This window comes from Criibacterium bergeronii (assembly GCF_001693775.2).
In the GTDB taxonomy this organism is placed as follows: domain Bacteria; phylum Bacillota; class Clostridia; order Peptostreptococcales; family Filifactoraceae; genus Peptoanaerobacter; species Peptoanaerobacter bergeronii.
In genome coordinates this window covers 18358-44612 of sequence record NZ_MBEW02000002.1, presented here as the reverse complement: position 1 = coordinate 44612, position 26255 = coordinate 18358, and the positions used below count along the sequence as shown (strand labels likewise).

27 protein-coding genes and 1 pseudogene are annotated in these 26255 nt (G+C 33.4%); 6 read left to right on the top strand and 22 right to left on the bottom strand.

Annotated elements, in window-relative coordinates:
* Positions 1 to 2: 2 nt before the first annotated feature.
* The 7 genes from BBG48_RS01405 to ahpC form a co-directional block, all read right to left on the bottom strand.
* A complete protein-coding gene (locus BBG48_RS01405) occupies positions 3 to 1922 on the bottom strand; it encodes an ABC transporter ATP-binding protein (RefSeq protein ID WP_068912183.1) in 1920 nt (639 codons plus the stop codon).
* Between the two features lie 64 nt (positions 1923 to 1986).
* Positions 1987 to 2874: an alpha/beta hydrolase gene (locus BBG48_RS01400; protein ID WP_068912181.1), complete on the bottom strand. Its 888-nt coding sequence runs from the start codon at positions 2872 to 2874 to the stop codon at positions 1987 to 1989.
* 292 nt (positions 2875 to 3166) lie between these two features.
* Positions 3167 to 4558 (bottom strand): MATE family efflux transporter, encoded by a 1392-nt coding sequence (locus tag BBG48_RS01395; RefSeq protein ID WP_094754368.1) that lies wholly within the window; start codon positions 4556 to 4558, stop codon positions 3167 to 3169.
* Between the two features lies 1 nt (position 4559).
* Complete coding sequence (locus BBG48_RS01390; protein WP_068912179.1) at positions 4560 to 5156, bottom strand: TetR/AcrR family transcriptional regulator; 597 nt, start codon at positions 5154 to 5156, stop codon at positions 4560 to 4562.
* 133 nt (positions 5157 to 5289) lie between these two features.
* Positions 5290 to 6339, bottom strand: a complete 1050-nt coding sequence (locus BBG48_RS01385; protein WP_068912177.1) for an IS30 family transposase — start codon at positions 6337 to 6339, stop codon at positions 5290 to 5292.
* Between the two features lie 206 nt (positions 6340 to 6545).
* Positions 6546 to 8063: an alkyl hydroperoxide reductase subunit F gene (ahpF, locus tag BBG48_RS01380; protein ID WP_068912176.1), complete on the bottom strand. Its 1518-nt coding sequence runs from the start codon at positions 8061 to 8063 to the stop codon at positions 6546 to 6548.
* Positions 8063 to 8632: an alkyl hydroperoxide reductase subunit C gene (gene ahpC / locus BBG48_RS01375; protein ID WP_068912174.1), complete on the bottom strand. Its 570-nt coding sequence runs from the start codon at positions 8630 to 8632 to the stop codon at positions 8063 to 8065. The genes ahpF and ahpC overlap by 1 nt, the downstream gene beginning before the upstream one ends.
* A gap of 441 nt (positions 8633 to 9073) precedes the next feature.
* On the opposite strand from ahpC, the gene BBG48_RS01370 reads away from it, so the two are divergent.
* From BBG48_RS01370 to BBG48_RS01355, 4 genes are all read left to right on the top strand, one after another.
* Positions 9074 to 9754, top strand: coding sequence for an IS4 family transposase (locus tag BBG48_RS01370; RefSeq protein ID WP_094754367.1), 681 nt, complete (start codon positions 9074 to 9076; stop codon positions 9752 to 9754).
* Positions 9755 to 9811: 57 nt separating this feature from the next.
* Positions 9812 to 10432 carry a transposase gene (locus BBG48_RS01365; protein WP_094754366.1) on the top strand — a complete coding sequence of 207 codons (621 nt, stop codon included), beginning with the start codon at positions 9812 to 9814 and terminating at the stop codon, positions 10430 to 10432.
* 136 nt (positions 10433 to 10568) lie between these two features.
* Positions 10569 to 11009, top strand: a complete 441-nt coding sequence (locus tag BBG48_RS01360) for a DUF3879 family protein (RefSeq protein WP_068912172.1) — start codon at positions 10569 to 10571, stop codon at positions 11007 to 11009.
* 36 nt (positions 11010 to 11045) lie between these two features.
* Positions 11046 to 11534 (top strand): hypothetical protein, encoded by a 489-nt coding sequence (locus BBG48_RS01355; protein ID WP_068912170.1) that lies wholly within the window; start codon positions 11046 to 11048, stop codon positions 11532 to 11534.
* A 64-nt stretch (positions 11535 to 11598) separates the two neighbouring features.
* Here BBG48_RS01355 and BBG48_RS11205 read toward each other — a convergent pair whose 3' ends face one another.
* The 13 genes and pseudogenes from BBG48_RS11205 to BBG48_RS01295 all read right to left on the bottom strand — a co-directional run bounded on the left by BBG48_RS11205 (position 11599) and on the right by BBG48_RS01295 (position 20492).
* Entirely contained in the window at positions 11599 to 11955 is a 357-nt protein-coding gene (locus tag BBG48_RS11205) for a hypothetical protein (RefSeq protein ID WP_243446722.1), read from the bottom strand.
* A complete protein-coding gene (locus tag BBG48_RS11200) occupies positions 11927 to 12379 on the bottom strand; it encodes a hypothetical protein (RefSeq protein ID WP_243446721.1) in 453 nt (150 codons plus the stop codon). The genes BBG48_RS11205 and BBG48_RS11200 overlap by 29 nt, the downstream gene beginning before the upstream one ends.
* A gap of 87 nt (positions 12380 to 12466) precedes the next feature.
* Positions 12467 to 12766 (bottom strand): annotated as a pseudogene (locus tag BBG48_RS01345) (hypothetical protein); the annotation flags it as partial.
* Positions 12767 to 12882: 116 nt separating this feature from the next.
* A complete protein-coding gene (locus tag BBG48_RS01340) occupies positions 12883 to 13542 on the bottom strand; it encodes a nucleotidyl transferase AbiEii/AbiGii toxin family protein (RefSeq protein ID WP_094754365.1) in 660 nt (219 codons plus the stop codon).
* Positions 13535 to 13675: a hypothetical protein gene (locus BBG48_RS01335; RefSeq protein ID WP_243446720.1), complete on the bottom strand. Its 141-nt coding sequence runs from the start codon at positions 13673 to 13675 to the stop codon at positions 13535 to 13537. Before BBG48_RS01335 ends, BBG48_RS01340 begins: the two co-directional genes overlap by 8 nt.
* 408 nt (positions 13676 to 14083) lie before the next feature.
* Entirely contained in the window at positions 14084 to 14731 is a 648-nt protein-coding gene (gene fsa, locus BBG48_RS01330; protein ID WP_068912166.1) for a fructose-6-phosphate aldolase, read from the bottom strand.
* Positions 14732 to 14790: 59 nt separating this feature from the next.
* The gene (locus tag BBG48_RS01325; RefSeq protein ID WP_068912164.1) at positions 14791 to 16647 is read right to left on the bottom strand and encodes an S-layer homology domain-containing protein; all 1857 of its coding nucleotides are present in this window, start codon (positions 16645 to 16647) and stop codon (positions 14791 to 14793) included.
* A gap of 54 nt (positions 16648 to 16701) precedes the next feature.
* Positions 16702 to 17574, bottom strand: coding sequence for a UTP--glucose-1-phosphate uridylyltransferase GalU (galU, locus tag BBG48_RS01320; protein WP_068912161.1), 873 nt, complete (start codon positions 17572 to 17574; stop codon positions 16702 to 16704).
* Positions 17575 to 17695: 121 nt separating this feature from the next.
* Complete coding sequence (locus BBG48_RS01315; protein ID WP_068912159.1) at positions 17696 to 17938, bottom strand: hypothetical protein; 243 nt, start codon at positions 17936 to 17938, stop codon at positions 17696 to 17698.
* Between the two features lie 30 nt (positions 17939 to 17968).
* Positions 17969 to 18208 (bottom strand): DUF3343 domain-containing protein, encoded by a 240-nt coding sequence (locus BBG48_RS01310; protein WP_068912157.1) that lies wholly within the window; start codon positions 18206 to 18208, stop codon positions 17969 to 17971.
* Between the two features lie 7 nt (positions 18209 to 18215).
* Positions 18216 to 18851: a sulfurtransferase-like selenium metabolism protein YedF gene (gene yedF / locus BBG48_RS01305; protein WP_068912155.1), complete on the bottom strand. Its 636-nt coding sequence runs from the start codon at positions 18849 to 18851 to the stop codon at positions 18216 to 18218.
* An 18-nt stretch (positions 18852 to 18869) separates the two neighbouring features.
* The gene (locus BBG48_RS01300; protein ID WP_274541820.1) at positions 18870 to 19397 is read right to left on the bottom strand and encodes a CvpA family protein; all 528 of its coding nucleotides are present in this window, start codon (positions 19395 to 19397) and stop codon (positions 18870 to 18872) included.
* 45 nt (positions 19398 to 19442) lie between these two features.
* Positions 19443 to 20492, bottom strand: a complete 1050-nt coding sequence (locus BBG48_RS01295; RefSeq protein ID WP_068912151.1) for a hypothetical protein — start codon at positions 20490 to 20492, stop codon at positions 19443 to 19445.
* A gap of 157 nt (positions 20493 to 20649) precedes the next feature.
* Here BBG48_RS01295 and glmS point away from each other — a divergent pair, with 157 nt between their 5' ends.
* Positions 20650 to 22476 carry a glutamine--fructose-6-phosphate transaminase (isomerizing) gene (glmS, locus tag BBG48_RS01290; RefSeq protein ID WP_068912149.1) on the top strand — a complete coding sequence of 609 codons (1827 nt, stop codon included), beginning with the start codon at positions 20650 to 20652 and terminating at the stop codon, positions 22474 to 22476.
* A 101-nt stretch (positions 22477 to 22577) separates the two neighbouring features.
* On the opposite strand, the gene BBG48_RS01285 is transcribed toward glmS, so the two are convergent.
* A complete protein-coding gene (locus BBG48_RS01285) occupies positions 22578 to 23381 on the bottom strand; it encodes a hypothetical protein (protein WP_068912147.1) in 804 nt (267 codons plus the stop codon).
* Positions 23371 to 23931 (bottom strand): RNA polymerase sigma factor, encoded by a 561-nt coding sequence (locus BBG48_RS01280; protein WP_068912145.1) that lies wholly within the window; start codon positions 23929 to 23931, stop codon positions 23371 to 23373. The genes BBG48_RS01285 and BBG48_RS01280 overlap by 11 nt, the downstream gene beginning before the upstream one ends.
* Positions 23932 to 24766: 835 nt before the next feature.
* On the opposite strand from BBG48_RS01280, the gene BBG48_RS01275 reads away from it, so the two are divergent.
* Positions 24767 to 26149 carry an NCS2 family permease gene (locus BBG48_RS01275; RefSeq protein WP_068912144.1) on the top strand — a complete coding sequence of 461 codons (1383 nt, stop codon included), beginning with the start codon at positions 24767 to 24769 and terminating at the stop codon, positions 26147 to 26149.
* Positions 26150 to 26255 lie beyond the last annotated feature (106 nt).

The window sequence follows — 26255 nt, the reverse complement described above, 5'->3', positions numbered from 1 at the left end:
TCTTATTCCTCCCCTAAATATTGTTTCCACAGACTTGCATAGAGTGGTTCTTTCATCAGATCATCATGTCTGCCCTTGGCTATAATTTGACCTTTATCAATTAAAATGATTTGATGTGCCTGCTTGATGGTATTCAACCTATGCGCGACGATCACAAGATTTTTTCCCTTTACAAGATGAGATATTGCTTCTTGAATAAGCGCTTCATTCTCCGGATCGGCATAAGCGGTTGCCTCATCTAAAATAATGGTTGAAGCGGGCTTCAAGATAGCTCTGGCAAGCGTTATTCGTTGGCGTTCACCGCCCGACATTGCACCGCCAGCTTCGCCTGCTTTGGTATCGTACCCGTCAGGCAGCTCCATGATGAACTCATGACAATGCGCAGCCTTTGCCGCCGTAATAATCTCCTCTTCCGTCGCGCTCGGCTTGCCGAGACGAATATTATCCCTGATACTTACATCGAACAGGAAGTTATCTTGAGAAACGAAAGAAACCTCTTCAGCAAGCTGATTAAACGAGATATTCCTCGTATCCACGCCGCCAAGAGAAATTTCACCTGACGACTGATCCCAAAAACCCGCCAAAAGTTTTGCAATCGTAGATTTCCCTCCGCCGGAAGGACCTACAAGTGCGGTTACTTCGCCAGGCTTGGTTTCAAAGGAGATATGGTGCAATACTTCAGTTCCATCGTGATAAGAAAAGCTTATATCGTCTAATTTAATTCCTTTATTTTTGTCGATAGCCACTCTATTGCCAGCATCAGGGCGTTTTTGGGCAGGCATATCAAGCAGTTCTTGTATAGACACCCAGGTATTGGATGCCATCTGAAAGAGTTCAAAACTCATCATGATCGCATAAGCCTGCGGAAGAATGGCAATCGGCAGGATAAGTGATAAAAGTAGGGTTTCGATGCCTATTTGTCCGTTCCCATATAAATAAAAAGCTAATGGCATACTCACTATCTGCGGCGTCATCATTGCTGCAGTCATTAAGGCTTTGCCAAACCAGCTTTGCTTCCACCACTTCATTGTGGAGAAATGATAGAATTTCACTGCATCTGCAAATTTTCCGTAAGAAACCTTATCTTGTGCAAAAGCTTTGATGACAGGGATTCCACGAACATATTCAGCACTTCTATCCGCAACATTGGCATAGCTTGATAGCCAGACAGCCATCCTGCTGCGGTATTTGTACATCATCGTCGCCATCCCTATAAAAACAACAGGCAGTGGAGCGAAAATTGATAAGCCTATACGCCAATCCAAGAAAAACAAAATAATCACACAAAGTATTGGATGTAAAAGACGGCTTGGCAGCTCCGGCATGAGATGGGCTACCCAATCTTCCATATCCGCAACTCGATCCATAATAATCACCTTGATCTTACCGACCGGATTATCCACCAGGTATCCCATTGGAATCACCTTCAGTTTTTCAAATAGAGTCTGTCTAAGTTTTTCAAGTATGGAAAAGGATGTTTTATGTGAAATGATTGTGCTGAATCCGGTAAGTGTAAAGTAAAGCAATAATGAACCCATGGCGAGCAAAGCATATTTCAAAAGTTCATCAAAACCGGTCGGATTGCCGCCGGCACTTTTTATAAGCCAACCGGCAGCGTAAGCACTAAAGAAATAGGAGGCGAAACTAAAAATCTCCCCAAGGCAGGCAAAAATAACAGAAAGCCGCATTCTGCCCTTGTACTCTGGAGCAACGCTCATAAGTGCTTTGTTTAGGCCATTCACACTGATTTTAGGCTGGTTTTCACTTTGCTCAATATCACTCTCTATCCGCTGCATAACCTCATGAGGAACGTCAAGGTTTAAACTCCCTATCTCTTTTAGTAAATCTTTATTGTGCATAAGCTCCTTGCTGTTCGAAGCGCGGTCAAACACTTCATCAAAATCACATTTTTTGCTTTTCATATAAATCACTCCTTCATGTTGGTTTCTGCCGAATTGTGACAAAGATTACTTTATGCTTCAACTTTTACTTGCTGCATTCGTAATTAGCCGAACAATCGGCATAGAAGTTCAGAATCTGCCGCATCAAATCAGAATCCGCACCGTACCACATTTCCCGATCCGCTTCAGCGTAGCCAGATAAATCCATCCCTTTTTCAAAAGAAGCCCTGTACTTCGCTGTTTTATCATCGCAATAAATGTTCATATGTTGTCTGTTTTGCAGGCATGTGAGCGTAAAGCGTTCATCCTCTTTGAAAGCTTTGTAAAAATCATTATAGCCAATATTCGCGCTAATCATCTTATCCTTTGTGCCATGGGCAATGAATACTTTTGCCCGAGACATCTTTAGACTCTCTATGGCGGTCACATTCGCTATTCTACCTGAGATTAGACGATTAAACAGTGTGATATAGGGGTAAAAGATTTTCCCTGATACACCGTTACAGGCAATGGGCTGTGTCATCTTGTTATATCCTGAAAGAGCCGCGATTCCGATGACTTCAGTATGGTTTTGAGCAACTGCGCAGGAATTATACGCACCCCAGCTATGACCCCAAAGCAGTATCGGAATCCCTCTAAATTCGTCTTGCATCTTTACAAAGGTCAGAACCGTGTCCAGATCTTTCAGCCCCTGCGCATAGCTATAAATACCTTTCCCTTCTGAGTTGTCACAGCCCGTAGCATCATAAGTAAAAACACGGTAACCGTTGTTGACCAGAATATCAATAACATCAATATAGAGGATGTGTCCGCCTAAACCGAGTCCATGCGAAAGAACCACAAGAGGTTTTGACCCATCTTTTACTTCATCCGTGTTTTGATATAGGTAGGCAGCAAGATTCAAACCTTTATCCGAAGGGACAAAGTATTCGGTACGTTTCAGATGCTCGTATTTAGAGATATCCGGATTCATGTTAGCGGGCGTTTACGTATGCTGCAATAGTGATAATATGCAGCAGACCCTATGATGAAAAAGCCTACAGTAAAAACTAAAAGAACAACGATGATTACGTTCCGAAAAATAACATTTTTGCGTCCTTTACCTGTCGTTTTCGCGTGAAACGACGTTTCTGACGTTTGTGACATAGCGACCTCCGCGTCCAAATTCCATTTGATGATTACCGTTGTTTGTATTGTCAGCGTATCCGATAGGCAAAAGGAAGCTGAATTTATAACAAAAATAATCAGCTCACGGTAAACACATTTTATATTTTTGAATCCGGCTGTATCCTATGTGTTGTCATCCTATGAGAAACATCAAGGGGTTCTCTCCATTTTTTTACAGTTGCATAATACCTGTAAAGACCTAACAGCACGATGGCTCCGTCAACAATCGGCAAAACGTACCAAAGGCCCTGCCCTCCAGACAGAAGCGGAAGAAGAATAACAACTGGGATATAGAATATAATCTGCCTCAGCATGACCAGAATGCCGGCTGTTTTTCCGTCTCCAACCGCTTGGAAAAACGTCATGAGCATGATCATCACACCATAGATGATGAAGATGCTGTACATAATGCGAAAACTTGGGACAGCCAAAACCAGCGTTTGATCAGATAAACCAAACAAGTGGAGAATGGGTTTCGCGAAAGCTTCTCCCGGGAGCCAAAAGAAAGCCGCTAAAACAATGGAGCTAACCGTGAAAACGTTAAAAATTTCTTTCACTCTGGCAAATTGCTTCGCGCCGAAATTAGCGCCTATAGCGGGTTGAAGCCCTTGGCTCATCCCCCAAAGCGGAATGAAAGAGAAGGCCTGTATCCTTAAAGAGGCTGCCATAATAGCCGCCGCCGTATCCCCACCGTAATGAAACGCTTGGCTGTAAAGAAAGCGCTGCTGGATGATCGTTAAAACCTGCATGAGCATTGCGGATACGCCGACGGAAAACATTTCACCGGATATTTCCGGTTCCTGTTTGAGCTTACCGATTTTTACAACTTCACTTTTTGCTTTGAAATACCAAAGGGTAAATATTGCCTGAATGAATTGCGCTGTAATGGTGGCAATCGCTGCACCTTCTATGCCGCGCTCTCCCATAAGCGTCATCAGAATCGGATCCAGAATGATGTTGATACCTGCTCCAATTGCCATAATCAGCATAGCTCGTTTCATCAATCCTTCGCCACGCATTACCATATTGGCAGCTTGAGCAAAATTTACAAAAATGGAACCGATAAAAATGATGCGCAGATACCGGGCGGACAAATCCAAAAGCTCTCCGCCTGCACCGAAGAGCATGAGAAGTTGTCTGCAAAAAACAAAACCCAAAACTGTAACAAAAGACGACAGCAATAAAATCCAGAAACAAAGATTTCCCATGATCTTGTCAATCTTTTCCTGATTGTGCGCTCCAAGCGCTCTGGACAACAGAGACGCCGATCCTACCCCGATCAGCGTTGCGACCCCCGTGTTAATATAGGTAAACGGCATTGCGATTCCCACGGCGGTCATCGCCTTCTCCCCCAAAATTTGACCGGCAAAAATTCCGTCCATTAATGGGTAAAGCCCGATGACGATCATGCCCAGGATGGCTGGCAGCGAGAGCTTTAACATGATGTTAAACGGTTTTTCCGTTAGAAGTTCCTGACTGTTTTTGTTCATCTTAATCAATCTCTTTTCTATTTTCTTTTAAAACATCAACCATAATATTTTCCAGAAGAAGGCGTTTAGAAACAAAATCTTGCCGGACGCCTAATGTTTCGCAGCCTAGAATCAGCGTATTGATAAAATCATTGATAAACGTCCACGTTTCCTCAGAAAAATCTTTATATCCATGATTCGTCAGCATTTGTGTAAGATGGCCGATACTGCGTTCTCTAAGCTTTTGATAAAGGCACAGCAGTTGTTCATTCTCCTGCATGGACTGTAAAAACATCACATACACAGGAATAAATGGATTGCTATCCAAAGCCTTATCAACGATGATTTTTGCTAAAGCCCTTGCGCTCAACGGCTCCGTCAGTTCCCTAAGGCTTTGCGTGATTTTGTTTTCACGATAAACGCAACCCTGCAACATTAAATCATATAGGATTTCTACCGTGCTTTTGTAATGGTGATACAAACCTCCTGCAGAAAGCCCGGTTGCATTCACCAAGTCTCTCATGCTGGTGTTTTTGTATCCTTTTTCTGAAAAAACCCGGAGTGAAATGTTTAGGATTTCTTCTTTTCTTTCAGCAGGCGTCAAACGCTTTCTTATCATATTGCCCTCCTCTTTGTCGACACTCATGTCGATAAGTATGTTAGCATAAGCTAACCTACTTGTCAATACTTTTTTTCACTGACCATTTCCAAATGTAAATTGCAATAGTAAATGTCACAAAATTTAAAACTTTTTAAGCAGCTTTAATTCTTTCTTCTAAATAAATTTCATTTGCACTTTTTCTATTAAACATCTTTCTTGGGTATGAATTGATCCAATCTTCTATTTCTTGTACCTTTCTTTTTGATATTATGCTTATGTCAGTTCCTTTTGGTATAAATCTTCTTATAAATTTATTGTTGTTTTCGTTACTTCCCCTTTCTCCTGAACAATATGCATGTGCATAAAAATAAAGCACATTTAAATCTTGTATGGACTTTGAGTCCATAAACTCACTTCCATTATCTGTTGTGATACTTTTAAATCTATCATTAAATGTTTTATATTTTCTTTTTAATTTAAGTATTTCAGCTACTACAAATTCAGCTTTTTTAGCCGGTATTTTTCTTATGATTTCTTTTCTGCTTACTCTTTCGGTTAATACTAATAAGCAGGCACTTTTTCCTTCTCTTGTGCCTACTACTGTGTCCATCTCCCAATGTCCAAGTTCTAATCTATTATTTATTATATCGCTTCTTTGCTCTATACTCATTGCTCCATTTTTTCTAATTCTTTTGTGTCCTTTGTATTTTTTCTTATATTTCTTTTTATACACAAGATTACTAGCTGTCAATTCTACAAATATCTCTTTATGTATATAGTTATACAAAGTTTTTTCACAAATATTAACTTCAATATCTTCTTGTTTTGCTTTTTGTAAAGCAGCATAAGGTGAACACTTTTCATTAATGATCACTTTTTCTAAAAACATTGATAACTCAATATTTTTACCAATTTTTAAATTTCCTTGCTTATTTTTGATATTATCTTCATATTTTTGTTGTGCGTACTCAGCAACATATTCATTTTTAAGAGTCAAATCTGAATTTTTTAAACCATAAACCATACCTCTTTTTATTTCTCTTTGAAGAGTTCTAAGAGCTACACCAATTTCATCAGCTAAATCTTGGTTAGTAATATTAAGAGATTTTTTATTTTTTAAGAGAAACTCAATTTTGCATCTTTGGGCAAAAGTAATATGTTGACCTTTTTTGTGATTTTTAATATAATTAGTATGCTCCATTACATCATCTCCTTGATTATTTTGTGACGAAACAATCATAACACAAGATGATGTTTATGGGGCATTTTTTTGATATTTAAGTGCTAAAAATTTCCGAGCCAAAAACATAAATAAAATTGCCTTCTCTTGCAAAAAAATTTGACAAGTTACACATAATAAAGAATTAAAAAAATGGACTCTTCATGAGTCCATTCTTGATTTTTATTTTATTTTCTCATCAAATATTGATAACTGCCAAGGGCAGCTATTGCCCCGCTTCCTTGTGCAATTACTATTTGTTTAAAGGCGCTGTTAGTGCAATCTCCTGCAGCAAAAACTCCAGGCATACTTGTAGCTCCAACTTGATCTACAATTATCTCGCCTCTTTTATTCTTTTCTATTCCGTTAATCCATTCAGTAACAGGTACCAATCCAACTTGAATAAAGCATCCATCAGTCGCTTCTTTATGAGTTTGTCCACCTATTCGGTCTTCATAAACAATGCTTTCAAGTTTTTCTTTACCTTCTAGGGCTTTTGTTTGTGCATTAGTAACTACACGAACATTTTTCAAAGTTTTTAATTTTTCTTGAAGGACTGAATCCGCTTTTAATTCTGGTAAAAATTCCAAAACTAAAACTTCTTTTGCTAGTCCTGCAAGATCAATTGCAGCCTCTATTCCTGAATTACCTCCACCAATAACGGTAACTTTTTTGTTTTTGAAAAGTGGACCATCGCAGTGAGTACAGTAGGCAACTCCCTTATTTCTAAATTCAATTTCTCCAGGAATTCCTATCAAACGCCACTTAGCACCTGTAGCTATAACTATAGATTTAGCTTGAAGCTCCCCTGAATCTGTTTTAATTTTTATAAGGTCAGCTTCTTGGATAGATTCAACTTCAACTTCATCTATTATATCAACCTTATATTTTAAAACATGTTCTTTTACAGCTTCCATAAATTTTGGACCTTCTGTATAGGTAAAACCTGTAATATTTTCAATGGCTAAAGTTTCTTTTACTTGACCTCCAAAATCTTTTGCTATAAGTCCAGTTTTTATTCCCTTTCTTGCTCCATAAATTGCTGCAGTAGCACCAGCTGGGCCACCGCCAATTACAAGAAGGTCATAAACTGGCTTATCTTTTAGTGAAGGTCCTTCTTTTTGTCCAGTAACCAAATCAAGAATTTTGTTTAGATTAATTTTTCCATTATAAAAACTTTTACCGTTCAAAAAACTTGCTGGAACTGCCATAACTCCAAGCCCATCAACATATTCTTGGAAGCTTGCTCCATCAATCATACGATGGCTTATTTTTGGATTTAAAACAGCCATAATATTTAAAGCTTGAACTACTTCTGGACAGTTGTGACAGCTTAAGCTGACTACTGTTTCAAAAGATAATTCTTTATCTATTGATTTAATCCTTCTCACTTGATTGTCATCAATTTTAGGTGGACGACCGCTTATTTGTAAAAGTGCCAACACAAAAGATTCAAATTCATGACCAAGTGGAACTCCAGCAAAGCTTATTCCAGATCTTCCATTTGATGAAAGGCTAAAACATGGGCTTAGGTCCAATTTTTTTTCTTCAATTTTTAAAAGATCTGATAGTGAAACAATTTCTTCTACAAAGCTTTTAACTTCTTTTGACTTATCAGAATCATCCAAGCTTAGAGCAAATACAACTTCTCCTTCAAGAAGCTTCAAATACTCTTTTAGCTGATTTTTTAAATTTTGGTCTAACATTATATCTTACCAACTAAGTCAAGACTTGGAGTCAAAGTTTTGCCTGATTCTTTCCATTTTGCAGGGCAAACTTGTCCAGGATTTTCACGAACAAATTGAGCAGCACGAACTTTGTCATAAACTTGGCTTGCATCTCTTCCGATTCCGTCTGCATTAACCTCTACAGCTTGAATGACTCCGTCTGGATCTATAATAAAAGTTGCACGTTGAGCAAGTCCTGCTTCTTCATCTAAAACATAAAAATCTCTAGCAATTGATTTGTGAGGATCAGCTAACATTGTAAATTCCAATTTGCTGATAGCTTCTGAATGGTCGTGCCATGCCTTATGCACGAAATGTGTATCGCAAGACATAGAATAAACTTCTACTCCAAGTGATTGTAATTTTGCATATTGATCTTGCATATCTTCAAGTTCTGTTGGGCAAACAAATGTGAAGTCTGCTGGGTAGAACATAAGAACATTCCACTTACCTTCAAAATCCTTATTTGATATTGTTACAAATTCTTCTTTTTTTGGGTTATAGCCATTAGTAACAAACTCTGGCATTTTCTTTCCTACTTGTGACATTTATGTCCTCCTTTTAATTTATATAAAGTTTTTTGATACTTTTTATCTCTATATTTATACCCAAGATAAACTTTTTTACCCACTTAAAAAATTTATATAAGCTTTTTTAAATGAATCCTTATAAGACTATATATTTTAATATTAGAAATATATTAAGATGCCATAAATATATAAATAAATCACTCACATTAATTTATTTCTATATTAAGATATAAATCTTATTTTTTTAACCTATTATTATATATCCTTATAATATAATTCTAAACATAATAAAATTTAAAATCTGAATAACTCAACTTTCCCACCTAAAAATTAGATAATACTCATTAAATTTTCAAACTAAATTAGTTAAAAAATATTAATCTTGACATTAAAATAGCACCAACTTTTTGATATAATTAAATTACCACAAATAAACAAACAAAAAGAGGTGCTAATTTAATGATATATCAAAATAATGAATTTGAAAATACCCAAAATGCTTTTTTTAGAGCTATCAAAGATTTAAAATTGTCTGTTCTTCTTCGTAATTCCAATATCTCTAAATCATGCGGTGTTCCTGTTTCAGTTCTTTTTAACTTTCTTCTCTTGCTTGCTTTTCAAGGTAAAAATCTTTTTAGATTTTTGAACTCAAATCGTAAGGAAAAAGCCAATTCTAAAAACACTTACTACCGATTTCTTTCAAATAATTCATATAACTGGATTAAGTTTTTATCACTTCTAAGCTGTAAGGTAATATCTTATTTTTCACATTTGACTAAACCTGATAGAGTTAAAGCTTTTGTAATAGATGATTCTGTTTTTAAGAGGAATTGCAGTAAAAACGTAGAACTACTTGCTAAAGTTTTTGACCATGCTGGACATTCATTTGTAAAAGGATTCACAATGCTTACCCTTGGCTGGACTGATGGATACAGCTTTGTCCCTGTTGGCTTTAATTTACTTTCTTCTGCTAAAGAATCCAACCGTTATCAAGAAGCAAATGACAAATTAGACAAAAGAAGCAACGGTTACAAAATCAGAAAACAAAGTATGTTGTCAAAACCGAAAGCGACAATTAAACTCCTAAAAAATGCTTTGGATAGTGGTATAATCGCCGAATACGTTTTGATGGACACATGATTTACAAACGAGCCTATGTTTAAGTCCATTTCAGAATTAGGTCTTGAAGTAATATGAATGGTAAAACAGCTAAAGCAAAGATATATCTACAATGAAAAATCTTACACGCTTGTTCAGCTTCAAAGACTCGTGAAATTTAGCAAAGTATCAGACATTTTAGGTTCTTTAAAAGTAACAACTAAAGATGCAATACAAGTAAAGATTGTATTTGTAAAAAACAGGAACAAGAAAAGTGAATGCTTGTATATACTTTGCACTGACATGACACTATCTGACGAAGAAATAGTAAGGATATATGGCAATAGATGGTCTATCGAATGTTTTTTTAAAGCCATTAAGTCGCTTATGAAGCTTGAAACAGAATTTCAAGTAAGAGACTACATGTCAATATATGCACATACAACCATAGTATTTACGAGGTACGTCATAATTGAGTATATTAGAAGAAATACAAATGACCTAAAAAGTCAAGGAGAAATATTTTACGTTTGTTGTGAAGATATCCAAGACATGGATTTTTCAATAGCATTAAGAAGTTTGATGATTATATTAACTGATATATTCAAAGAATTACCGAAGAAAATCACAAGGATGATAGAAAGTCAATTAAGTAATTGGATTGCTTCGCAATCGAGTTATATCAATAATTTATTTAGGAATTTATGCTGGGAAAGTTGAGTTATTTACAGAACCTAAAGAAAAATACGGATTAATATATTGAAAATGAGAGAGATATTATATATTAAATTCTAAAGATTTTTTGTTTATTTTCCGATATACCAAATAATTGGATGATAAAAGAGGAGGTTAAGTCATGACAATAAACGATATGGTAAACAATATTCAAAATTCAGGTTCTTATAGGCGTTTGACATCTGAGGAAGTAGATGAATATTATTTAAAACAAAATCCGGAAGCAAGAGGACGTTTAAATGTTGACCCGACAAGTTTAAAAATTGTTCCTGTTAAACAAGAATACGTTAATAAACTTTTAGAACAAAACAAAAAAGAATGGATCGACGGCTATGGGCTTGTAAGAGGTGATAAAACAAAAGTAAATGAAATGATAAAGAAGTTCAGCTCAACAGAGCCAATAAAAGACAAAGCAAATGTTGCTCATACATTAACTAAAATAGTTAGTAATCAAGACGAAAAATTTTTTAGCATAATAAAACAGCATAATCCAAATTGGGTATGGGGAGAGCCTTTTGATCCTAAAATTTTAGATGAAACACATATTGATATTACTATTTAATCTCTGAAATTTTCATTTAATAAAAGGAGAAATGTTATGAAAAAATTTACATCTTTATTTTTGAGTACATTGCTATTTACAGGTGCATTTTTTGCTCTCCCTGTTGCAAACATAAATACAAGTTTTAATAGTGCTTCTTATTCTTATGCCATTACGAAAACGAATTACTTTTCAGGTCAAACTGGAACTATGAATTCTTTATATAATCCATACTCCGGTGCAGTTGAATCAAAAAAATACAATATTCCTTCTCCAACTTTACCAAAAGATTCTAAAGTTTCAACTGTTGTTGCAAATGTAACTTTCAGTTCAAAAGGTTCTCCATTCAAACTATATGTTGAAAGTCCTAATGGTAGTATATATTCAAAACTTATACAAAAAAGTGGTGAAGTAAATTTCACTGAATTTAAAGACGAAAAACCTAATGGAACATGGAAAGTATCTATAATTACAGCTGATACAAATCCGTATAAACCTTCTACCGGAAGTGCAAGATTAAAAATAAATTATACTTATGAGCAATAAAAATAAAGGTGTATAGCAATTTTTTCCATACACCTCTTTTTTATTGCCTTTTAAATATTAAGTATTAAATTTCTTTGTCGATTAGTTTTTTTACAGGTTCAGATTTTATTTTTTCTGATCTTTGTTTGTACTGATTTAATTTATCCATCACAGAGATTTCATCTTTAGCCTTTGTTTCCTGCTTTTCCTGATGTTTAACTTTTAATGGTTTTACCTCATTTACTTTAAGGCTTATATATTCTTTGCCGTCTTTAGATATAAGGCTTTTTACCCCCACATCTTTTACTATACTTCCTGTTACATTTATAGTATCAGCTTTTTCTGATCTATCCGATTTTTGTTCAGTTACTTTTTCTTTTCCGGTTTGCTTATTTTCTAAATCTTCTTTTGAGTTATCTACCGTTTTTTTCTTTTTCGACAATCGCCCTTTCCAATCCACTCTTATCAACATAATCATAGAACTGATTATCAATCAAAGTCATTGCGTCATTTTCCATATATTCATCATAAGCTTTGTCGAGGAGATCTTCATTTTCAATTCCAGTTTCAATAGAAATTAAAGCTTTTGTAAAATCCTTATGATTGTATTCTGTTAAAAACGATATTGTTTCTTTCATTGCTTCAAAGCTGTTATTTTGCATTTCAGCAATGGTTTTGATTTCATTAGCATATCTGCCATTGTCCCATTCAAATTTTCCACTCTCCTTGTTTTCTCTTATGCCTGATGCTAATACAAATTGAGTACCTGTAAATAGGACTGCTTGTTTTTCTTTATTTTTAACATCTAAAATCATTGTGTTATCAGATAAATTCGTCTTTATAACATTTCCTTTTTCTAAACTCATAGTTTATTCCTCCGTTTAATTTATTTTTGAATATAAAAGAAAGAGCATTTTAAGATAACTACATCATTAAAATACTCTTTCTTATGGTTAAATCACTTCTTTTTGTTTTGTGTTTCTATCAATGCTTTCACTTGGCTGTCTATCTTCTTGCTGTACTTTTTCTTTGTACTCGCTTAGTTTTTCTAAGACTGATGATTTTTCTTTTTTGTCCATATCTCCCATATTTTGTACTTTACTGTCCCTAAAGTCAGCATCATATCTGTCGGGGACATTATCCAAGTCAATATCTTTTGATAGTGGATCGTAAAAGTTACCATCATCATCTATTTCAAGTCCGAGTACATTTTTTAGCTTTTCTTCATCTACAGATACAAGTTCATTAAAGCTCCAAAAGCCGATGTCTGTTTTAATCTGTAATAACTCTTTTTGACTTGCTGCATCGTCTTTATCATAGGTGTATGGATAACTTTCAATCAAAGTGTTACATCTAAGTCAGTTTTTCTTTATTCAAAGGTTCTTTTGCAAGCTCTTTTTAAAGTTTCAGTGTCTACTTCCTTATCTTTTAGTTTATAAATGATATAAAGGTCGTAATAGTCCTTGCTTCTGCTGTTTAAAAATCCTCTTGTATAAATCGTCTGTATCTTCTCAGCAAGCATTGTTTCTAACGGATATGCTTTAATCGAAATATCCTCTTTACCAAAAGAACTAATATAACTATAATCTATCGGGTGTGGAGTGATTACATCTCCTGTGGCAATATCAAGTGGCACTACTTGCCTTATATTTTCCATTTTACAAAGGACATTTACGCTAAATCCACCATACTCATCATCTTCCTTGATTTTCTTAAAATCTTGGACTTCATAGAGTATTTCATCATCATCTTTTTCTTTTAATGCTTCTGTTAGCATTTTTAAGATATTTTCTTCAGAAAGCTGTGTATCTTTCAGTAAAAAGTCAATATCTACTGTACTTCTTGAGTCAATTCCTACAACATTAGAAAGTAGAAATCCACCTTTGAAAATAAAGTTATCATTGTACTCGCTATCAGCCAACTTTTTTAATATACTTTCCAAAAAATAATACAGCATTACAAAATTAAAAGAGAGATGAACTTCTTTACTTATTTTATGGCAAAGAGCTGTTAATTTTGCTTTATTCATAGGCTACCTCCATAATTTCACGCACTTTATCTTCAATCCCCATTTTTTTCGAGATTTCTTGAAGTGAATGTATGTCTTTTTCTTTGTAATCAGAGTATGAACGAATTAGCTTAACATACACTTCAATATCCATTTTATCTTTGTTGGCTATAAAGTCGCAAAGTATCCTCTCGTATGAATAGGTCCTAAGAGGCTACCCATTATTTGAGTATCCGACATCCAACATCCCACATTTGCATCCAATTATAGGCAAACTTGAAAGTTTTAAAAGTAAATAATATACTACTTTCAAAAGTCAAAAAAATTTTAAGTTTTGAAAGTGAGATTGTTTATTCGTACTGGTTGATGGGGTTATAATACGAAAAAATACCACACAATTCCAAAGTTGTGTGGTATTTTTTCGTATTTGCTTGATATCTTAATATTTTAAGCTTTTAAAAAGCCATAATAAAGTCATACTAGAGAAAATACATTCCAGTCTAATACTAAAACTTGAATTTCATTTCTCTAGTTGACTTGATTTGTTTTATTTAATTAAGATTTATTTATTAAAAGCATTTTTCCAGTCGTTATTAAATTTTTCGATGCCGTTATCTGTAAGTGGATGAGCTGCCATTTGTTTTAATACTTTCATTGGTATAGTAGCTATATGAGAGCCTGCTAGAGCTGCATCTATAACGTGCATAGGGTGTCTTATGCTTGCAGCTATTACCTGTGTATCGTAGCCGTAGATGTCAAATATTTCTACTATTGTTCTAACCAATTCCATTCCTTCTATGCCAATATCATCAAGTCTGCCTAAAAACGGTGATACATAAGTAGCTCCTGCTTTTGCTGCAAGTAAGGCTTGGTTTGCTGAGAATATCAATGTTACATTTGTGTGTATACCTTCGGCTGACAATACTTTTACAGCTTTTAGTCCTTCGATTGTCATTGGTATTTTTACTACGATATTTTTGTGTATTTTTGCTAATTCTCTTGCCTCTTTTATCATATCTTCATGGTTTTCAGATAATACTTCTGAAGATATTGGTCCGTCAACTATTTCGCATATTGCTTTTATAGTTTCCTTTAAGTCTTTACCTTCTTTTGCTATTAGTGATGGGTTTGTAGTAACTCCATCAACTATTCCCCAGCTTGCCCCCTCTTTAATTTCATCAAGATTGGCAGTGTCTAAAAATATTTTCATTTTTTCCTCCACATTTTATCAGAATTGTATATTAAATTTTTATCCAAAAATTTTAAAAACTATTTTATGTCGGCAATAATCATTGTGGCTTGAAGATTTCCACCATTCATTACACCAATTACGGAAATTTTATCTCCTTTAAATAAATTTCTTGGGTCCATACTTGTGCTGTTTGATAATTTTTCTGTCTTTGTGTCATTGTTATAATTTATTCTCAATTTTTCGCCTTTACTTGTGGTTATATCAATATATTTATCTATTGTATCAATAAATATAATTTCTCCTGAAATGGTTGCTTGTTTAAATTCTCCCTTGGAAATTAACTCTTCCACAAGTCCACCATCGGTGTATAAATCTACTTCGTAGCCTAGTTTTAGGTCATATACGGAGGATTTTTTGTCATTTATTCTGATTGAGCTGTCACTATTGATAGTAAATGAATGTTCATTTCCATCTCTGTCGCCAACCAATATCTTGTTATATCCGGTATTTAGCTCTATAGATTTTATTACCACTCCATAGTATTTTTCCCTACTTGTTTCAATAGATACTTCTTCTGCTGTATCGTTGTTGTACTTGATGTTTGCCTTATCTCCTATTGCTATTTGATAAATGTTTGTAAGAGTTCTTCCATTTCTTATAATCTTTGTATTTGAATTTATTTTATAAGATTTTTTACCATCAGCAGTTTGCACTGTGATTAGGTTGTCTATGAAGTCCAAAACCTCACCTTGTGCATTGCCTATAGTTTGAGTTTCTGCTGCTTTAACAATCACGTTGTTTATAGCATAAACTTCTATCGGATTGTTAAGTGGTAAGCTCTCCGGTTTTACTTCTTTATCGTTTAAATATAACTTAGATGTGTCATTGAATAAAAACGCTTTTATTTGCTTATTGTCTGCCAGCTCTAATGTCATAGTTTTGTTAGCTGAGTCTAATGTAAGCAATTTACCTGAAAATCTCTCTTGAACGCTAGTCATATCAACTTTAGATAGCACTCCGTTTGTTAAGGTGAATTTTGCAGTTTGCCCTACTTTTAGGTTGTTTATATTTACCTGTGCTCCGTCAAGATTTACCACAAGATTATTTTTATTAACTGTGTAATTATTAGTATTTCCTTTAGAGTCCTTAGCTGAGATTGTAATATTACTATCTGCTAATGTTATAAGCTGTATTGTACCTTCTACTACTTGTGTATTTACTTGAGGTGCTGTCGGTGTAGTTGGTGATACAGTTGATGTGCCTTTTGCTTTTGGCGAATATTTATAGGCATTGGATATCATTACGGCTGTTTCAGCTCTAGTTATTCCTTTGTTAGGATTGAAATACCCTTTGCCATCACCTTTTTTAGACAGCACGCCCTTTCTTTGTAATAACTCTATGAAAGGCACTGCCTGAGTAAGTATGTCTTTAGTATCTTTATAATCTAATTTTGCAGAATTGTTTAATTCATTTAAAAGTCCCAATGTGCGGACTAAAAAGACGCTTACTTCATACCTCATAGCAATTATTGGTTTTTTGGTTTTAACATCTACCAAAGCTCTAATCATTTCAGGGGTATTTGGTATTATTCCTTTTTCCAGTGCAAATATTACATATGGTCTTGCCCATTTATCAATATCATTTTTAATCATTGACTCTCTATAAACGGGTTCTTTTTCGGCATAAATTTTATCTATATCCGCTTTTGGAAATAAGTTCGCCATCATAACTAGAGATTCTATCCTAGTTACTGAGTTGCCGGGTTTAAAAGTCTTGTCCGGATAACCTGCAATTATTTGCTTGTTAGTAACATCATAAATATAATTTGATGCCCAGCCATATCCTTGTAAATCGGAATATATTATCGCTCCTGCCTGAGTTGTTGCCATTAATAAAGCGGCACTTAAACTTAATAATTTATGTCTTAGTTTCATAGTTTTCCTTTCCAAAATAATAAGATAACCCTCAAATACTGAGTTTGTTATTATTTATAAATTTTTTGCAATGTCTTTTAAATAAGCCGCAAATCTGTCATGAAGATTTTCATTTTTTAATGCAAATTCTACAGTTGCTTGTAAAAATCCGAATTTATCACCCACATCATACCTTTTGCCCTCAAATTCATAGGCGTACATAGCTTGACTGGTGCTAAGCGTCTTTAGTGCATCTGTAAGCTGTATTTCGTTATTTTTACCGGGCTTTTGTTTGCTCAAAATATCAAAAATATCACTGGTAAGTATATATCTTCCCAAAATAGCTATATTGGACGGTGCGTTGTCAATGTCAGGTTTTTCAACCATATCATTTATCAGATATACTCTATCTTGGATATACTTTGCGTCTATAATCCCATATCTATTAACCTGAGCCTTTGGCACCTCCTGCACACCTATGATTGTCGTATTGTACTCATCATATACATCAATTAGCTGTTTTAAGCAAGGCGTCTTTGAGTCGACTATGTCATCTCCAAGTATGACTGCAAAGGGTTCATCATTTATAAAGTTTTTTGCACAAAGTATTGCATGACCAAGTCCGTTTGGAGATTTTTGTCTAACATACTGGATATTAATCATATCGCTAATATCTCTAACCATCTTTAAAAGTTCTGTCTTACCTGATTTTTCTAATTCTAATTCAAGCTCAATTGACCTGTCAAAATGGTCTTCTATACTTTTTTTATTTCTTCCGGTAATTATAAGTATGTCTTCTATACCGGAGTTAATCGCCTCTTCTATTATATACTGAAGAGTTGGCTTATCAACTATGGGTAACATTTCCTTTGGTTGAGCCTTAGTAGCCGGCAAAAATCTTGTACCAAGTCCTGCCGCCGGTATAACCGCTTTTTTTACTTTTTTCATAATTATCCTCAAAAATTTATTTTTACAATATCAAGTAGACGGTTGCTCATGTATAATTATACCACTTTAAAATTCATTTATAATTAAATCTGTGTAACAACGTTTGTTTACAGGTTTTATATTAGAAAAGTGAAGTTACTGAGCCTAATACAGTTGTAACGACCATTGCAAGCATAGCAACTAAAGCAATTATTGCAAATTGTTTTTTCCTCTTATCTCTTTTTTGTTTGCTGTAGCTTTCTGATTGGACAGGTCTTACTTTTGCTCCATTTATATTGACTTTATTTTGGACTGATGCAGTCTTTTTTTCGCCTGATGTTTGCTTTTTTGCACTTGTATCTTTTATCTTTACTTTATTTGACATTTTTTCTCCTTAAACAATATTTTATTTAATCTAATATATCTTTTGAGCCTCATCTTTTGTCACATTATATATCCCTTTTATCCCAATTTCATTTTTTTCAAGCATAGAAATTACATCTTCCAGTTGCTCTGATATTATTCTAATCGAAATGCCACAACTTTGACTAATGGCTCTTGGAGTTGGTACAACCATTTTATCTATATCTGTACTATCAAAAAATTTGTCTGCTTTCATTGCCTGACTTGTGGAATTAAAACTAATAACTAACATTTTCCCTCTATATTACAAATTTATTTGTAGCTTGGTTTAAGCTATCTACTATATCATACATATTTCCTATTGTGCCAACTTTTACTTGGTCTTTTAGATTGTAAAAGTCTAGGCAAGTACCGCAAGATACTATCTGAGTGCCATTTTCTTGCATAATTTTTAGATTTTCTATAGCCTCTTTGTTTGTAGTTGTAAGATTTACTCCCGAATTTAAGAATATAAGCTTTTGCGGGATTGGCTTGCTCTCTTTTAATGAAAAAATGAAAGATTTCATCAATATTGCACCAAGCTCATCATTGCCTTTGCCCAATTTATCTGTGGTAATTAATAATGTCTGTGCTCCGTTAGAACTGCTTTGTAAAGCTTTTAGTTCTGATTTGTCATTTTGTTTTGAAATCTGATATTCACCATTTTCATTGGAATTGTCCCTGTTAATTATCAGTTTAAAGTCATCACCTATTTTTTCGCTGGTCACTTCAAGATTTTGTGATTTTGCAAATTTTGTGACGTTTTGCACTGCAACATCATTATCCACTATAACCTCTAGTGACAAACTGCCGTCATTTTCTTCAAGCATATTTTTTGTCTTTATGACAGGCATTGGGCAAGCAAAGCCACGCACATCCAAATTTAATTTTTTCATAATTACCTCTTTTTTTAATTAAGCTCCAAAAATATTCATAAATATGTTATATGTGAAATACGGTGTAATAAGTTTAGAATTTGCAATAAACTGATGTATGTTTGATTTAAATACTGTACTTGGAACTTTATCCAATACATAAATTATAAACATTATAAATATGGTAGCTTTAATAAAGCCTAACACTGCTCCAAAGAATTTATCACCAAGGTTCATATCATCTTTTGACAATACGACACCTCTAAAAATCGGATATATTATCCAAAAAATGATTGTCAAGATTATATAAATTAAAACTACAACGATTGCTCCATCCAAGCTGTCCTTGGCAAGGTTTAGTGCCGGAAATTGCTTAAATAAAAGCTCTTTTATCCAGTTTATAAAGCTTATTACGCTATCATTTTTTGAAATCTGCTCAAATAAGCCACTTGTATATATAAAATATGTTATCAGTATCTTTAAAGCAAACCCAACACTTACTATCGCCGATTTTAGCAGACCTCTTTTGCCAAATATTAAAATGTTATATAAATTGTAAATTATTATAAAAATATCTATGTTTTCTATTTTTATATGCCCCCTATATAGTATTTATTGTAATTTTATAGTTTGATATGAATTTCTAAAAAATAAAATCAAAGTTTTGTTATTCACAAAAACAGATTTTAGCACATCTTGAGTAACATCTGTTTTTTCATTTTGATAAGTGAAGAAATTTTTCCCGATTAAAATCGGGTTTGAGTCCTTAAAATATATATTAAAAATCGGCTCATCTGATGCCATTTCTTTCAAAAGCTTTGCATCCTTGTCAAAGATTTTTACTAATTTAGGTCCGTCCTGTAAGTAAATTTTATCGTTTACAACTCTTACATTTGAAAATGAGTCATCTGCCTCAATCTTGTTAGTAGCTGTCAGCTCTTTATCCATTATATACACACTTTGAGGGTCACAAAGGAAAATTTTATTGTTTGTAACCTCCATAGCTGTCGTCACAAGATTTTTAAATTGATTTATTTCTTGCACCTCATATTTGTCATTATAAGAGTAAATTGCGTTCAATATCTGAGTGTAGTCTAAGGTTTGTGCACTGAGTAAAATTTTTTTTGTATAGCTATCATAAATTATATCGTTGATAAGTGCATTTGGATAGCTGATGTTATTTATCGCCTGTAGGTCTTTGTCATAGATTATAACCCCGTCCGTTTTAACGCTAGTGGAGTAATGCAGTACGACTTGTTTATTTTCAAGAGGATATACATCTATTCCCGTCTCTACAAACTTAGCCTGAGAAGAAATGTCGCCACTGCTATCTATTTTGTATAGTATCCTATTAGATTTGTCCAGCACATATATGAAATCATCCTTAGAAGTCTTTAAAACAAAATTGTCAGACTTTAATCTGACATCAAATTTGTCCTTAAATTTATCGTCCTTAAACGCTAAGTCATTACCATCATAAATTATAAATCCATCTTTATAAGGTAGCACCTGCATTTTATTTTTATAGTTGAAACTGTTTTTTCCCACTTCAATTTTCGGAATGCTTGAGTCATCTTTGTTTGCAATTTTTTCCTTGCTAAAAAATACCACCAGTGATATAATTGCACCCAGCAAAGTAATATAAAGCAATATTTTTTTCATGTATCCACCATATTTTTAAAATTAAACTATACTATAGTTTATATGAAAATAAACTTATTTTCAATAGAAAAATCTTGTTTGACACTTTAGATAGATAAATTAGAAAAATTTAAATATAGCAAGTAGATTATAGTCTACAATATTAAGGAGAATATGTATGTGCGGAATTATCGGTTATTTAGGCGAAAAAGAGGCAAGTGAAGTTATAATAGATGGCTTAGAAAAATTAGAGTATAGAGGATATGACTCATCAGGTATAGCAATAAATGATGGAGACTCTCTTCAAATAAAAAAATTTAAGGGCAGACTTTCCGTACTTGAAGATGAACTAAAAAAAGACCCTATCAAAGGTCATCTAGGCATTGGTCACACTAGATGGGCTACCCATGGTGCACCATCTAATGAAAATGCTCACCCTCATTTTAATGACGACAAGACTTTTGCAATAGTCCATAACGGTATAATAGAAAACTACATGACACTAAAAAATGAGCTGGAAAAAGACGGAATTAAATTCAAATCTCAAACAGACACAGAGGTTGTTGTGTATTTGATAGAAAAATATTACTCAGGCGACCTTTTAGATGCAGTATTTAAAGCTGTATCAAGATTGAAAGGAGCATATGCTCTTGCAGTAATCAGTTCTAAACACAACCATGAACTAATCGCTGTAAGAAAAGACTCCCCACTTGTAGCCGGTGTTACTGGCACCGATGTCATCGTTGCCTCTGATGTACCTGCCCTGTTAAAATATACCAAAGACGTTTATTATCTTGATAATGGCGAAATCTTATACGCAAACGCAAATAAACTGACCATATATGATGAATATAAAAATGTAGTCGACAAGAAAAAAGAACATATACTTTGGGATATGGAGGCTGCCGAAAAAGGCGGATATGATTATTTCATGGAAAAAGAAATAAACGAACAGCCTGAGGCTATAAGACTTACTATTGAGCATAGATTAGACGAAAACGGGGATATAGATTTAGGTTTTAAAAATATTACCCCTGAATTTATAGTAAATATTAATAAAATTTGCATAGTCGGCTGCGGTACAGCATACAACGCAGGCGTGGTTGGCAAAGCAGCTATGCAAAAATTATTCGGTAAATATGTAGTATGTGATATAGCATCAGAATTTAGATACAACGACAATCATATAGACGATAAGACTTTGGTAATATTAATGTCTCAATCCGGCGAAACAGCAGACACTCTTGCAGTTTTAAGAAATTGCAAAGAACAAAAAGCAAAAATATTGGCTATCACCAATGTTGTCGGCTCTTCTATTGCAAGAGAAGCAGACGATGTAATATACACTTGGGCAGGTCCTGAAGTAGCTGTTGCATCTACAAAAGCCTACACCACGCAAATAGTTGCCCTTTATCTTGTCGCCCTTGACTTTGCATTAAAGCTTTACACTATAAATAAAGAATACTATCACAAAATTATATCAAAAATGCTTGCCCTACCTGAAAAAATCCAATATATATTAGACCATAAAGAAAATATACATGACGTTGCAGCATTTATATCAAAAAAGCAACACGCCTTTTATCTAGGCAGAACTATCGACTACTCACTAGCTCAAGAGGGTTCATTAAAACTAAAAGAAATCTCATATATCCACGCTGAGGCTTTCGCTGCCGGAGAGCTAAAACACGGTACAATAGCCTTAATCGAAAAAGACACCCCCGTAATTGCTATAATGACACAAGATGTGATGCTCACAAAAATGATTTCTAATATAGAAGAGGTTAGAGCAAGAGGTGCTAAAGTATTCTCAGTAACCCAAGCGTCAAATAAACAAGTAGAAAAAGTATCAGAAAAAGTTTTATACATTCCTGATAGCGACAACCTACTAGCACCTATACTATCAATAATACCTCTACAAATATTGGCACTGGAAGTAGCAAAAGATAAAGGACTAAACGTTGACAAACCAAGAAATCTAGCTAAATCTGTTACAGTTGAATAACATTTTTTATACCTTAAAACATATTCAATAATATTATAAATTTATAAAAGAGCCTATGGAATACTGTTTCTAAGGCTCTTTTTTTCTAATTATTGCTCTATTTATTTGTTGAAAAAATTTTCTCCAATTTTAAACATTTCATCAGACTCTACATCGTCAAATAATAGTATACTATAAACCATTTCACTATCTTCAAATACTATATCAGTTGATACGACAGTCTCCCTTTCTCCATCGCCTGCATAACCATAGCCTACGTTAAAAAATGGGTCTTCCTTTTGCCTTTTTTCTTCTTCCGCACTCAGCTTGGCATTTGGTTTGACATAAAGATTTTCAATTCTTGAAAAATAGAAATTTCTGCCGTCAAATTGCTTAGTTTCCTTGTAAAGCCCCTTAGAAATATCATAGCTGTCAACTTTTTTATCTATAGACAGATAAATTTTTTCATTTTCTTTATTTTTATATGTTATATCCAAGCTTTTTCTCATATTTTGCTCATTACCTGAGTCATCTACATCAGCAACATCAACTATATTTATACCATCAAATTCATATCCTGAATATAATGACTTAGGTACAAAAGCATTTTCTAAACCGCTTGTTTGTTTAGCTTTTTCAATATCATCATAATTTTTATAAGTATAAAATGACGTTGTAGAGCTTAGCACACCGGTAATCTTACCTATTGCATACCCGCCAACACCTAAAAATACAAGACATAAACACATAACTATAGCTAATCTGAATTTATTTTTCATAACAAGCTCCCCTCTATTTTCCACTTGATTTTGTATCTCAAAATCTATTTTATATTTAACATAATCTGAGGGAAATAGCGTTTCAGTAGACTCAGTTAATTTTTTATTAATAAATTCATTTAATCCTTGTTCATTACTATCCCTCATTTATTCCCTCACTTTCAAATAAGTTAAAATCATTTTCTATAATCTTTTTTAATTGCTTTTTAGCTAAGTGTAGCCTAGATTTGACAGTACCCTGAAAATTTCCTGTAATTTTAGCAATCTCTTTTATTGAAAATCCACTATAATAATATAATACCAAGACCTCCCTTTGCTTGGGATTTATTTTCATAAGTGCATCTTCAATTTTGACATCACAAGAATAATCAATTTCTTCATTTTTCATTGAATAACTATCAACTTTTAAAAGTATATTTTCATCAGGCACTTCCCTATCTCTTTTTTTTATTTTTTTATAAGCAAAATTTTTCATTATAGTAAATAGCCAAGCTTTTAGTTTCTCTTCATCTCTTAAACTTTTAATATTTATATATGCACATATAAAAGTTTCCTGTAGGACATCTTGCGCATCTTGTGAATTGCCAAGTATTAAAAAAGCTGTCCTAAATAATTCAAGATTGTACTGCTGATAAAGAATATCAAAGGCATTTTTATCGCCGGCTTTTATGCCTTTAACAATATTATTATTATCCAACTTTTCCTCCCTTCTTTTGATGCATCTACATATAAGAGTCAAAATTTACTAAAAAGGTTCATTTTTTATAGAAATTAAAAATAAATATTAAATTATGTTAAAGCTATAAACTTATTTAATGCTATATCTAACTAGAAAACAAAAATTATTGACTTAAAACCATGGTATTTGTATAATTAGTAGATAATTAAGACGACTATAGCACACAAAAAATATAAAAATAAAATTTTTAAAAATAATACCATATATTTGTCAAAAAACTATAAAATCGGAGAAAGCGTTATGTATAACGTACTAATAGTTCTAATAATAATTTTGAAAAAAGTATAACTAAAGGTAGTATAAAATAGATTATGAAAAACTATCACACAAAAAAGCAATAAAAAAAGACCACATAATGTCTTTAAAAAGTAAAAATAGTTTAAAAAAACGCCGAAATTATGACTCAGAGCACCACAAAAAGCCGTGATGAAATCACAGCTTTTGCATTTACTTAAAAGTTCGCTGACAAAAAATGTCGCTTGCGGTGAAAAAGATGCTTTAAAAGTATAAACAAATATATCAAAAAATACAAAAAAGTGCTGACTTATTTAAACAATAACAATTAACAAAAAATTACCTTATAATATTTTTGAACTTCTCCTAAAGGAACAGCTTCAAATATTTAGGTGATTTTATTTTTAAAAAATTTCACTAATATTTTCAAGCTATATGATATTTTTTTGTAGACTTTTTATTTTTTTGAATATATAATTATTCTTTAAGGAAAAATTAATATTTCAGCAATTATTTTCATCATTTTTTATTTTTGCTCTTTATTATGAAAGGAGTTTCAATGAATTTAGAGAGTATTTTTAAACTAAAAGAAAATGGTACAAATCTGCGAACAGAAATAACAGCCGGTATCACCACATTTATGACAATGGCGTATATTCTAGCTGTTAATCCGTCTGTATTATCTGCATCAGGCATGGACTCAGGTGCGGTATTTACTGCCACTGCAATTGCATCTATGATAGGCACGTTGTTGATGTCATTTTTGGCAAATTATCCTTTTGCACTTGCTCCCGGTATGGGTTTAAACGCATATTTTTCTTACACTGTTGTATTAGCTATGGGATATAGCTGGCAAACTGCGTTAACTGCTGTATTTATTGAGGGTATAGTCTTTATTGCCTTGTCTGTTACAGATGTCAGAGAGGCAATATTTAATGCTATTCCATACAATTTAAAATCTGCTGTAAGTGTAGGTATAGGACTTTTTATAGCTTTTATAGGGCTACAAAATGCAAAGATTGTTATTGCAGGTCCAACCTTAGTTACATTATTTTCCGTTGATGGATATAATTTAGCTCACAACGTTACTACTGCAACATTTAACAATGTGGGTATTACTGTATTATTAGCTATAATTGGTGTAATAATCACTGGCATTTTAGTAGTTAAAAATGTAAAGGGGAATATTCTTTTAGGTATACTTATCACTTGGCTTCTTGGTGTAATTTGTCAAATATCAGGTCTTTATGTGCCAAACCCTGAGCTTGGATTTTATAATCTTTTACCTGATTTTTCTAATGGTCTTTCTATACCTGATATTTCTCCAATAATGTTTAAATTGGATTTTAGCAATATTTTTTCTATTGATTTCGTGGTTGTAATGGCGGCTTTCTTATTTGTAGATATGTTTGATACAATCGGTACTCTTATTGGGGTTTCTTCAAAAGCCAAAATGTTAGATAGCGAAGGAAAATTGCCAAGAATAAAGGGTGCTCTACTTTCTGATGCTATAGGTACTTGTCTTGGTGCTTTGCTGGGCACTTCCACTGTTACTACTTTCGTAGAGTCTGCCTCAGGTGTAACTGAGGGTGGTCGTACCGGTCTAACTTCTCTTACTACGGCTATTTTATTTGGACTTTCATTATTCTTGTCTCCAATATTTTTAGCTATACCTGCTTTTGCAACTGCACCTGCACTTATTGTAGTTGGTTTTTATATGTTTACCAACATTATTAATATAAAATTTGATGATGCAGCTGATGCTATTCCTTCTTATATATGTATAATTGCTATGCCATTTTTTTACAGTATATCTGAAGGTATATCAATGGGTGTTATAACTTATGTTATAATGAATGTCGTTAAGGGTAAATACAAAAAAATTACTCCTTTGATGTATATTTTAGCTTTATTATTTATATTGAAATATCTATTCTTATAAGCATTTGCCAATTAACATTGTATACTGGTTAGTAATTATCAATAAATTATAGTGCTTGGTAATAATCTTACCAAGCACTTTTTTTAATTCACATAATTGATGTATT